The 8,640-nt window shown below is 45.5% G+C and carries 10 protein-coding genes; 3 read left to right on the forward strand and 7 right to left on the reverse strand.

All coding sequences use genetic code 11. From position 1 onward, the window contains the following. Window positions 1-125: 125 nt before the first annotated feature. The gene (locus N5E87_RS21145; protein ID WP_134908546.1) at window positions 126-323 is read right to left on the reverse strand and encodes a hypothetical protein; all 198 of its coding nucleotides are present in this window, start codon (window positions 321-323) and stop codon (window positions 126-128) included. A gap of 28 nt (window positions 324-351) precedes the next feature. Between N5E87_RS21145 and N5E87_RS21150 the strand changes: the two genes are divergently transcribed. From N5E87_RS21150 to N5E87_RS21160, 3 genes are read left to right on the forward strand one after another with little or no spacing between them, the layout of a single operon-like run. Next, window positions 352-549 carry a helix-turn-helix domain-containing protein gene (locus tag N5E87_RS21150; protein WP_096812345.1) on the forward strand — a complete coding sequence of 66 codons (198 nt, stop codon included), beginning with the start codon at window positions 352-354 and terminating at the stop codon, window positions 547-549. A gap of 8 nt (window positions 550-557) precedes the next feature. Next, window positions 558-2,228 carry a DUF927 domain-containing protein gene (locus tag N5E87_RS21155; protein ID WP_096812344.1) on the forward strand — a complete coding sequence of 557 codons (1,671 nt, stop codon included), beginning with the start codon at window positions 558-560 and terminating at the stop codon, window positions 2,226-2,228. Window positions 2,229-2,285: 57 nt separating this feature from the next. Continuing rightward, on the forward strand, window positions 2,286-2,630 hold the full coding sequence (locus tag N5E87_RS21160; RefSeq protein WP_096812343.1) for a helix-turn-helix domain-containing protein: 345 nt from the start codon (window positions 2,286-2,288) through the stop codon (window positions 2,628-2,630). Between the two features lie 402 nt (window positions 2,631-3,032). On the opposite strand, the gene N5E87_RS21165 is transcribed toward N5E87_RS21160, so the two are convergent. From N5E87_RS21165 to rpmH, 6 genes are all read right to left on the reverse strand, one after another. Continuing rightward, the gene (locus N5E87_RS21165) at window positions 3,033-4,202 is read right to left on the reverse strand and encodes a site-specific integrase (RefSeq protein ID WP_096812342.1); all 1,170 of its coding nucleotides are present in this window, start codon (window positions 4,200-4,202) and stop codon (window positions 3,033-3,035) included. A 163-nt stretch (window positions 4,203-4,365) separates the two neighbouring features. After that, on the reverse strand, window positions 4,366-5,727 hold the full coding sequence (gene mnmE, locus N5E87_RS21170) for a tRNA uridine-5-carboxymethylaminomethyl(34) synthesis GTPase MnmE (RefSeq protein ID WP_126512192.1): 1,362 nt from the start codon (window positions 5,725-5,727) through the stop codon (window positions 4,366-4,368). Window positions 5,728-5,830: 103 nt separating this feature from the next. After that, complete coding sequence (yidC, locus tag N5E87_RS21175; protein ID WP_086903525.1) at window positions 5,831-7,456, reverse strand: membrane protein insertase YidC; 1,626 nt, start codon at window positions 7,454-7,456, stop codon at window positions 5,831-5,833. 3 nt (window positions 7,457-7,459) lie between these two features. Next, window positions 7,460-7,714, reverse strand: coding sequence for a membrane protein insertion efficiency factor YidD (yidD, locus tag N5E87_RS21180; protein ID WP_011624661.1), 255 nt, complete (start codon window positions 7,712-7,714; stop codon window positions 7,460-7,462). After that, entirely contained in the window at window positions 7,681-8,037 is a 357-nt protein-coding gene (gene rnpA, locus N5E87_RS21185) for a ribonuclease P protein component (RefSeq protein ID WP_007652336.1), read from the reverse strand. Before rnpA ends, yidD begins: the two co-directional genes overlap by 34 nt. Before the next feature lie 20 nt (window positions 8,038-8,057). Further along, the gene (gene rpmH, locus N5E87_RS21190) at window positions 8,058-8,195 is read right to left on the reverse strand and encodes a 50S ribosomal protein L34 (RefSeq protein WP_011070423.1); all 138 of its coding nucleotides are present in this window, start codon (window positions 8,193-8,195) and stop codon (window positions 8,058-8,060) included. Between the last annotated feature and the right edge of the window lie 445 nt (window positions 8,196-8,640).

Here is an 8,640-nt window from a genome sequence, read left to right on the forward strand (position 1 = left end):
TACAAGCTTTATTGCCAATAAAAGACCTGAGCTAAACGATTCCATTTTTAATGGGGGACATGTCTTAAAGAGTTGTAAATCGTCAGGTCTCAAAACTTTCACATGTGAAAGTTTTCTCTGGTTATTCACTGGCGCATAAATTGATACGGTAATGTCGGCCAACTCATCAATGGCTTAGCTTTTTGCTCTTCTGAGGCTGTTTTTAATCTATATGTTGAAAAAATGTCATTAAATATCAGCGTGTTGAGATTTATTATTGAAGTTCCCAAAAAGGGCTGTTCCAGCGGTCTGTTTAATAACTGATTTTTAGGATGATGCTGCATGAAGGTTCAATAATTTTCAGGAGGCATCGTGAACCAAGTTACTTCAACTACCAACGAAAGGTTACTCACATACCAAGAGGTGTGTTCTCTCACCCAAATATCACCGGCGACACTGCGGCGCTATGTCCAAAGTGGCAAATTTCCATCACCAATAAAACTCAATGTTCATGGCCGATCAGTCCGTTTCCGACACAGCGAGGTATTGGCTTGGATGCAATGTTTGTAGGAGGAAAAATGCAGCTTGAACTACGTAATAATGGTTTATTCCGCATACAGGATGGTGAAGAACGGAAAATTTCCGATCCAATTTGCGTTCTTTTTAGAGTGCGTAGTGATGACCGAATTCGGAGTAGTGGCGTGTTGTGCGAGTGGCTCAATCTGGATGGCTGTTCTGTCCAGGAGGTATTTTTGATGAAGATATTGAATGGTAGCCAGTCTATGTTAATTCGAGAGCGGTTATTAGACAGCGGTTTTTGGATAGAAACTGGCATCGATACGTGGAAACTGATTCAACAATATTTAGTTCAAGAATCGCGCAAAGCGAGTACTGCAACCATAGTGGAAAGGACTGGTTGGCATCGTGAGGTATTTGTTACGCCCAGTTGGATTTCTGGTAGGAGTGATGAACCGTATCTATATCTATCTCCGCGTGTTGCCCCAAATTTTCAGCAAAAAGGATCTTTGGACGATTGGCGACAAGAAGTCGGGCGTTTTTGTCGTGGTAACCCATATTTAATTTTCGCTATTGGCTGTGCCCTTACAGGACCACTGTTAAAACCCGCCGGTTTGGAGAATGGCGGTATTCATATTGTTTCCAATTCTGCTGATGGTAAAACCGCACTTCTCCAAGTGTGTGCAAGTGTCTGTGGTGGTTCTGACTTCATGAAAAGTTGGAGTGGCACTGCCAATGGTATTGCTGCTGTCGCAAGTGAACATCACGACCTAGTTTTACCGCTTGATGAAATTGGCATGGCCAAAGCGGAAGATATCGATACCTGTTTGTATCAAATTTTTAATGGTGCTGGGAAATTGCGGGCAGATAAAACCGGCAAGCTTGCTGAATCTGAGCATTGGCGTGTGCTGGTATTAAGTTCAGGTGAAAAGTGGCTCTCAGAGATATTTGAAAGTTTGGGTCGTAGCCCGATGGCCGGACAAGAAGTTCGTTTGATTGAACTTCCGGTAATTGGTCAGCATGGGGTGCTGAATGCTCTTCACAGCTTTTCCACACCTCAAAAGGCCATTGATCATCTGAAGTCTGCAAGTGCGAGAACGTACGGATCATTGCTGAGATCATTTATCGAATTGATCACGACTGATGTAGTGGATCTTAATCAATACGTGCCAAAGGAATTACAACGCATTGTTGATAGCTGGCTACTGCCGGATTCATCCTCACAGGTGCAGCGAGTCACCCGGCGTTTTGCGCTGATTTTAGTGGCCTTGCAGCTTGCCTCTCGTAACTTTCTGGTTAATTGGAGTGAGGACGAATCAGAGCAAGCAGTGCACAGCTTATATCGGGTTTGGTTGGGAAGTCGCGGTCATTTAATGAATCTTGAGGAATATAGCTTACTACAAAAGATTGGCGGTGTTCTCGCTAAGTGGGACAAACGACTTGCTAAAGAAGGCGATGTATATAGGCCAACAAGCATAGGATATCGACGGTTTATCGATGGTGAGGAGCTTTGGCTCATCCACAAAGATGAATTTTTGAAAGGCTTAAATTTGCCAACTCATTATATGCGTGATGTTGAGCTGCTCTTCCGCCGTCAATGTCTTGAAAGTAATGAACGCAGCCGTGGTACCTATAAGCTAAAGATGAGCGGTCGCTACTATCGTTTTTTTGCCCTTTGGCCTGACAGGGTGAGGCAAGCAATGCTGAAGATGGAGCAAGTCGATGATGAATAATTCAAATATCCCACTTTCCCACTTTTCCCTGTTTGATTCTGAGGTAGGAGTATCAACATGACTGAAAAAGAGATGCTTCAGCGCATACTGATGGATATGTCATTGCTTAAAAAACTGATTACCGATCATATCAAAAACGAGCAACGTCCTGACACGACAAAGGAAATCCTCACCGTTGAGGAATGTGCTGAGCTGACGGGGCTAAAGAAAAGTACTTTGTACCGGTTGACTCACGAACGCAAGATCCCATTCTTCAAACCCAATGGTAATCGGGTGTTCTTCAGGCGAGCAGATATCTTGGCTTGGTTGCAGAGTAATCGTGTGGCGTCTTCTGATGAGATTGATAAAGCCGCTGCTGATCATCTCGTTGCTAACCGAAAATTGTATGGCCGGAGATATTAGGTTGATGTTTAACCTTTTGAAAATAAATAGGAATGGTCGGATGCGTTACATGTCACAGTTCTTTAACTGTGACATGTAACGGTTACTCGTTGGATTGACAGCTCAGGCTTTAATGACTAAGTCTTAATGTGCGTGCGAATGCGCTTTTAAAAACACATCATTAGCTAGATATGTCTGTAAAACATACTCCAACAGGTGTTGTACACAGCGGTGCTAAAGGCGGCACCACTGGCTGCGGTACTGACACAAAGAAAAATGCTGATCACTGGGTTAATTCCCACGAGAAAATCACATGTGATAAGAATGGCTGTAAAAACTAACGATCTTATGTGGTTGATGGAGGGCACTGTCGAGGTGCCCTTTTCTTTGTAAAGATGTATTCGTTTGGTCGTAATAATGCTCTTAGTCTGATGACTCATCGAAGATATCCGGAAAGGTCCGCATGGCCTCTGTGCGACGGGTTTCCAGAATATCTGCGTAGATTTCTGTTGTTCTGAGTTCGCTATGGCCAAGCAATCTGGAAAGGGAATAGATGTCTAGCCCTCGGGCAAGTTGGTTTACTGCAAAGGTGTGGCGGCCTGCATGAAAGGTCACGTGTTTGGTGATCCCGGCACGTACAGCCCACTGCACTAGCGCGACGTTGCTATAGCTGTCGTAACGCAATCCCTTAAAAACCCGTTCTGTCGGTTTTCCCCTGTTTTCCAAGTTGAGCAAACGTACTGCTGAATCCGGTAAGTCGAGATATTGCAGGCCATTGCCTGAGTTTTTGAGCTTTATCTGGGAAAAGATTATTCGGTAGTGCCCTTGAGCAAATAGTTCAATTTCACTCCACACCAGTTTATGAATGTCTGACCAGCGTAGACCCGTAGTGCAGGAGAACAGAAATGCTCTCCGTAGTACATCGTAACGGCATTCTGCCTTGGTAAGGGCCTTTACCTCATCCAGAGTGAGATAAGTGCGCTGTGTCCTCTCTGCTTTGATGGATTTGACTTGTTCAACAGGGTTATCTCTGATGATTCGGTCGCGTTGCGCTTGGTTGAGTGCTGCCCGGATTTTATTGAAGTAGCTACAGGCGGTATTCCTGGAGAGGCCGGTATCTGATTTTGTTATTGCCTCATGCTGTAGGTAATGACGGAACCCTTCCAAAAAGTATTTATCTACCTGTTCAAAAGTGAGTTCTGCGTGGCGGTGATAACGGTGGAGATGGATGCCCGCAGAAACCCAGATTGAGTAGTTGGATTTGCTACCGGATGCTTTACTCGCTGTAATTTGGTCGAAGTAGTCAAAGAAGCTGGCATTGAGTTTTGTGCGGTCATCTAAGCCGTGTTTGGCTGATTCCATTTCCAGTAGACGCTTGGCTCGAATGGCCTCAGCTTTTTGCAATGTAGTTTTATTGTGCTCGCGCTCAACTGCGTTTTTGGGCTTGTTGTAGAGGAACAGATTTAACGTCTCGTATGAGCGTTTCTGAGCTCTTGAGCCGTCTTCCGAGGTCTTTGAACCGTAATAGTACACAAGCCTGATAGCACGTTGGCCATTCTTATCTGGATCTCGTTTATGTATGCTGATTTTCATAGGTTTTTCTCATCTTGTGCGCCATATGTGCGCCAGAATTTATCTGTGGCGCACACGTGGCGCAAGAATCGACAAAACCCTTCAAATCACTTCCCACCCAATAAAACAAAATTATTTTAAAATCATAATGTTGTTTTGATTTGGTTTGATACGTTTTACTATTTTACTTCCCGATACAGAATGAGCTGAAAATTTTGCCCAGTAGATCGTCAGAGGTGAAGCGGCCTGTGATTTCGGACAGGGCTAATTGCGCCATTCTCAGTTCTTCCGCTAACAGTTCACCTGCGAGGTAAATCTCTAATTGTTCTTTACCGAGTTGCAGATGGCTTGCGGCAACATCTAATGCTTCGAGGTGACGACGACGGGCGATAAAGCCACCTTCGAGATTACTCTGGTAACCCATCAAGGATTTAAGGTGTTGCTTTAATTCCTCGACGCCGAGACCGGTTTTAGCCGAGATCCGATATACGCTGTAACCTTTCTCTTCGGTCATGGCGAGGTTCTCACCGGTGAGATCGGCCTTATTGCGGACAACGGTCACGCCTAAATTGGCGGGGAGGCGATTGATAAAATCGGGCCAAATATCGTGGGGATCGACTGCATCCGTGGTGGTGCCATCGACCATAAATAACACGCGATCGGCGCTGTTGATTTCGTTCCAAGCCCGCTCAATACCGATTTGTTCTACCGTATCAGTGGTGTCACGCAGGCCTGCGGTGTCGATAATATGCAGTGGCATACCATCTAAGTGGATATGCTCGCGCAATACGTCGCGGGTGGTGCCAGCAATTTCGGTGACAATCGCCGATTCTTTACCCGCGAGCGCATTAAGCAGACTGGATTTTCCGGCATTGGGGCGACCGGCAATCACTACTTTCATCCCTTCACGGATAATCGAGCCTTGTTTGGCGCTGGCTTGGACGGCACTGAGTTTGTCGATAATTTTGTAGAGTGCGTTGGCAATTTTGCCATCACTTAAAAAGTCGACTTCTTCATCGGGGAAATCAATCGCGGCTTCGACGTATAAACGCAGATGGGTGACTTGATCCACCAGCTCATGGACTTCCTTCGAAAATTCACCTTGTAGTGATTGCAGCGCGCTTTTGGCGGCTTGCTCACTGGTGGCATCGATAAGGTCGGCAATCGCTTCGGCCTGGGTTAAGTCCAGCTTATCGTTCATAAAGGCTTGTTCGCTAAACTCGCCTGGTTTGGCGATGCGAATGCCTTCGACTTCTAATACGCGCTTGATCAGCATATCGAGGACGATTTGACCACCGTGGCCCTGCAGCTCTAATACATCTTCACCAGTGAAGGAATTAGGGCCTTTAAAAAACAGTGCGATACCTTGGTCTATCACTTGGCCTGAAGCATTTTTAAAGTCGCAGTAATCGGCGTAACGGGGTTTAGGTAAATGACCCAATACGGCCATTGCCACATTGGTTGCCTTATCACCAGAGATACGAATGATACCCACGCCGCCCCGTCCGGGCGCGGTGGCCTGTGCCACGATAGTGTCAGTTGTCACGGAAATACCCATTAATTCGATCAAATCATCTAAAGGAAAAGGCGGCTCATTAAGCCGCCTTTTTGAATATGCTGAGCCGTTAGCTCTTATCTAGCGCTTGGGCTTATTTTAAGCCTTTTTTCTCTAGACCTGCATAAATAATCTTCTGCTGGATGATGGCAACAATGTTACCCACTAACCAGTACAGTACTAGACCCGATGGGAACCACAGGAAGAATACGGTAAAGATCACTGGCATCCATTGCATCATCTTCACTTGCATTGGGTCCATGGTTGGTGCGATTGGTTGCATTTTTTGCATCACAAACATAGACGCACCCATCAGCAGCGGCAGAATGTAGTATGGATCTTGTACAGATAAGTCGTGGATCCATAACATAAATGGCGCGTGACGCAGCTCGAAGCTTTCTAACAATACCCAGTACAAGGCAATGAAGATTGGCATCTGTAGCAGGATAGGTAAACAGCCACCCATAGGGTTCACTTTTTCCTTCTTGTACAGTTCCATCATGGCTTGACCCATCTTTTGACGGTCATCGCCGAAGCGTTCTTTCAAATCCTGCAGTTTTGGCTGTAGGTTACGCATCTTCGCCATTGAGGTGTACTGCGCTTTAGTAAGCGGGAACAGTAAACCACGAACGGTTAAGGTGATCAGGATAATCGCCACACCCCAGTTACCCACAAATGATTGATAGAACATCAATAACCAGTGGATTGGGACGGCTAACCACCAAAGGAAACCGTAATCAACAACCAGGTTTAAGGTATCAGATAACGCAGATAGCGCTTTTTGATCCTTAGGACCAACATAAAACTGTGAGCTAATTTCTTGAGTCGCACCTGGTGCAATATCATATACCGCGCCACGGAAACCAATGTTAGCTAAACCGCCAGCACTTACACTTGAGAAAATGGTGTTGCTATCGGTTGCTGGTGGGATCCAAGCTGATACGAAGTAATGTTGCAGCATCGCCGCCCAACCACCGAGAGTCGGTTGATTGAGGTTGCTCTTGCTCATATCTTCAAACTTGTACTTTTCGTAACGTACATCTTGAGTCGAGAATGCGGCGCCACGGTAAGTTGGCATCATCATGCTGCTTTCAGATGGCTTGATGGTCTGTTTAATCTGACCGTACATCTGAACTTGCAATGGAGCAGCTGAGGTGTTGTTGATTTTGTAATCGATATCAACGTTAAACTTGCCACGATGGAAGACAAACACTTTTGTGTAAGTCACACCGTTATCAGCCACATAGGTCAGTGGTACTTCTAAGGTGTCTTGGCCATCGGCTAAGGTAAATTCAGTTTTGCTGGCGGCAAATGCGGCGCGACCTTTAGCACTGCTATCGATACCATCACGGCCAATCAGGCCACTCTGAGCGATATAGGTGAAATCTTTGGTTTGCTCAAGCAAAACAAATGGCTGGTCTTTACCCTGTTCCAGTTTGTGTGAAACCAGAGCTGCAAAAACGATGTCACCACCCACTGGGTTGATTTGTACATCGAGCTGATCGGTTTTAACTGTGATCAGATTTTGCGTTGCCGTTAAGGCTGCTGGGACACCTGTGTCTGCTTCTGGAACATCAGCACTGTGATTTGTGGTTGCATTCGCCACTACAGACGATTCGGTTGCAACGGGTTTTGGAGCTTTGTCTGCTTGCCACTGTTGCCACAGCAAAAAGCTGACAAACAGTAGTCCTATTAGCAATATATTGCGTTGAGATTCCATAGCCTATTTATTACACCTGTCATTTTTAGGGGGGACGGGATCACTACCGCCGGGATGCAAAGGGTGACATTTTAATATGCGTTTCAATGCAAACCAACAACCTTTCGCGGTTCCGTGCACTTTTATTGCCTCAATGGCGTAATGCGAGCATGTGGGATTGAAACGACATCGAGGCCCTAAGAGGGGGCTGATGAAGATTTGATAGCCACGAATAAACGTGGTTGCTAGCCATTGTAGCGGCGACTGAGTTTGCGCCATAGCTTTTCTATCAACTTGTTGATCTCTGCATTTTCCATTTCCATCACCCCATTTCTGACCAGCACAACAATATCAAGGTGAGGGATGTCGTGTTGATTGAGGCGAAAACTATCTCTGATAACTCGCTTAATGCGATTACGCTGATTGGCGCGTTTTACATAGCGTTTAGCTACAGTAAGACCCAAACGCGGATGTTGTTCCGAATTAGGAATGGCAAGCAGAGTGATTTCAGCAGAAGAAGCTTTGATGGGATTGGAGAATACAGATTTAAATTGCGCGGGAGTTAGCAAGCGTAACTCCCGCGTAAAGGTATAGCTAGTCAACTAGTTACCTACTTAACTTATTAAGCAGATAAACGAGCGCGACCTTTCGCACGACGACGTGCAAGCACCTTACGGCCGCCTGCAGTAGCCATACGAGCGCGGAAGCCGTGAGAACGCTTGCGCTTCAGGTTGCTAGGTTGAAAAGTACGTTTACTCATGATGGCAATCCGTCTTTGTTATAAGTGAACATATCCTTATCTCTGGTGACAGAGGTAAGGGTAAAAAAGAGGCCGAATTGTAATCACTTTACCTGTCCCCGTCAACAACGAAAGTCAGCAAGTGGCTTATTTCTGCCCGTGTATCCTTTGATCAATTTCCCGTATACACCAGAAGATGTGGATAACTCTGTGTATTGGCACTACATGTAGTAGTGAAGGGGATCTATCAAGAGATCAAAGGGGCGCCATTATAGATCAATGTGGATCGCTTAATAAAGCGGGATTTGCCCTATTTGTTGAATAAAAGGATCGAATTTGATCTTTGATGATCGGGGATATCTCCATAGAATGATCTTGTTGGGGATAATTATTTTTTAAGGATAGCGATCATTGAGATCTCGCTATAGAATACACCTCTTTTTGATGATCTTTTGGGGATAACTTA

It is taken from the genome of Shewanella sp. GD03713 (assembly GCF_029843705.1).
Taxonomy (GTDB): domain Bacteria; phylum Pseudomonadota; class Gammaproteobacteria; order Enterobacterales; family Shewanellaceae; genus Shewanella.

Coding starts and splice junctions, on each gene's coding strand:
- N5E87_RS21145 (WP_134908546.1), bottom strand. CDS start 323: ATGCAGCATCATCCTAAAAATCAGTTATTAAACAGACCGCTGGAACAG.
- N5E87_RS21160 (WP_096812343.1), top strand. CDS start 2,286: ATGACTGAAAAAGAGATGCTTCAGCGCATACTGATGGATATGTCATTG.
- N5E87_RS21165 (WP_096812342.1), bottom strand. CDS start 4,202: ATGAAAATCAGCATACATAAACGAGATCCAGATAAGAATGGCCAACGT.
- yidD (WP_011624661.1), bottom strand. CDS start 7,714: ATGGCGCAAACTCAGTCGCCGCTACAATGGCTAGCAACCACGTTTATT.
- rpmH (WP_011070423.1), bottom strand. CDS start 8,195: ATGAGTAAACGTACTTTTCAACCTAGCAACCTGAAGCGCAAGCGTTCT.
- N5E87_RS21155 (WP_096812344.1), top strand. CDS start 558: ATGCAGCTTGAACTACGTAATAATGGTTTATTCCGCATACAGGATGGT.
- yidC (WP_086903525.1), bottom strand. CDS start 7,456: ATGGAATCTCAACGCAATATATTGCTAATAGGACTACTGTTTGTCAGC.